Raw genomic sequence first — 2,081 nt, 5'->3', positions numbered from 1 at the left:
AAGATTGTTACTTGTAGTCAAAGTTAAATTTGATCTACTTCGCTGTCTAAACGCCACTTTTTTTATAGCATAAGGGCTTTATAAAATTGTGGCTGGAGGTTAAGCGCTCAGCGATAAATCACTATTTTGCTTTTGTGGTTAATTGAAACTGACGTTTTTCAAATGCCACAACTTCATAAACAGTTGAACGTTGGCTGCTATGCTTCTATGAAGTACTATATATATATAGTTCCTTTGTAAATTTTACGCATATGCCCATAGATAAAATCAATGGTGTGAAGCTTTACTGGGAGTTGAAGGGCTCACAAGGTGAACCTATGGTTTTCATACATGGCTCATGGGGCGACCATCACAACTGGGACAAAGTTAGCGGTGAACTCTCACAAACCTTCCGGGTGCTTACCTATGACAGAAGAGGTCATAGTCAGAGTGAACGATTACGCCAACAAGGTAGCATGGAAGAAGACGTTGCAGACCTCGTTGCTTTAATCGAATACCTACATCTAACCCCAGCACACATAATTGGTAACTCCGGTGGTGCAGCGGTTGCGCTTAAAACTGCTGCTAAAAATCCTGCTTTATTCCGCAGCTTGGTAATACATGAACCTGCATTATTCGGGCTTTTAAAGAATGTGCCGGAAGCGCAATCCTTTTTACGTGAGGTCGACAGTCGAATTGCAGCCGTGGTGTCACTGATTGAAGTAGGTGAAAACGAAAAAGCAGCAAAACATTTTGTCGAAACAATTGCTTTTGGTCCTGGTGCCTGGCAAGGGCTGACTTCAAACGTACAGAAAACCTTTATTTATAACGCCCCGACATTTTTGGACGAAACGAAAGATCCGGATAGTTTAGAATTGAATATTAAAAGTCTTTACCATTTTGCTAAACCTGTTTTGCTGACCAACGGTACGCAAAGCCCGCCTTTCTTCTTGATGGTTTTAGATCAATTAGTAAAAGCACTTCCAAATGCAGAACGAAAAGCCATTGGAGGAACCGGACATGTTCCGCACCTTAGCCACCCAGACCAGTACATTCAAATTGTAAAAGAGTTTTGTTTGACAAAAACCGGTGGATAAAGATCAATTGTCCATTCACAGCAGCCAACAGTTGCTTACCAAAATAGCGGAGGAAGAACAACAATTGAGCTGAAAAGCAATTTGTTTAACTTTAAAACTTCATTCAGCCATAGTGCTGCCAATCCCGCTACTTCGGTAAGCAGTCGGACGTTAGCCGCAATTTAAAAACCCATTGAGCAACTAACAAAAAATATGGGGAACAGCTTTCGGACTGATAGCACTTGTAATTTTTGGCTTGTTAATTTATAGCGGAACAACAAGCGAAAATAGTGGCAGTATTCTTCAAACAATCAATAGCTTGGACACAACAAAAGTTAGAGGTATCGTCATCGCCCCAGAAAACCCTTAGTGGAAAATAAACTTGACAATTGATAATTAAGCAACTGGATAATCTATTTGTCGCGTAAAGGTACTTCCGTATTTTGCGGAGATGAACTAATGAAAGAGTTGGATACCTTACTTGCCGACAAAAAAGAACTCAAAAACAAATGGTAGAAAAACATTTGCCAACAAATAAGGCTTCGTCGTGCCTGGAAGGCATGATGAAGCCTTATTTGTACGGAACCGGTTAAAGGAGGCGACCGTCTGTTCCTTCCGCTCGTTGTAATGTTCATAACGTAATTTCAAAAGCGACTCTGTTAAAAGCAGGCTTTGAAGTTTGTGGTTTTATTCTTAAAGGTGACATAGAATAATACTGCCACCAACAAAAATATTTGCAATAGCAGGGGGCGACTGTACACAACATCAACAATAGTAATTCTAATCGGCTTTAGTTCTCATCGTGACCGAACGCTATTGAACATTTGGATTTATCTTCGGCAACAAGAAATAATCCGCTTCAGTACAAGCGTGACGAGCTTCTATGCCTCCATCGCAAATACCGAGCCGTTAGCGGTAACGCAAAAACGTCCTAATCATGATTTACAATATTTTAAACGGAGATTCACTTGCGCATAGTTTTCCAGACGCTAAAATTGAAGGAGATATAATAGTTGTTAGAGAAGC

At 40.4% G+C, this 2,081-nt stretch carries 1 protein-coding gene; it reads left to right on the top strand.

The window, feature by feature from the left end; translation table 11 throughout:
• The first annotated feature begins 251 nt into the window (after nt 1-251).
• Complete coding sequence (locus tag B154_RS0122740) at nt 252-1,076, top strand: alpha/beta fold hydrolase (protein ID WP_018616660.1); 825 nt, start codon at nt 252-254, stop codon at nt 1,074-1,076.
• The last annotated feature ends 1,005 nt before the right edge of the window (nt 1,077-2,081 follow it).

The organism is Segetibacter koreensis DSM 18137, from assembly GCF_000374045.1.
Classification (GTDB): Bacteria; Bacteroidota; Bacteroidia; order Chitinophagales; family Chitinophagaceae; genus Segetibacter; species Segetibacter koreensis.
Note: the sequence above shows the minus strand (reverse complement) of the source record. Positions and strands in the feature narration are given on the sequence as shown.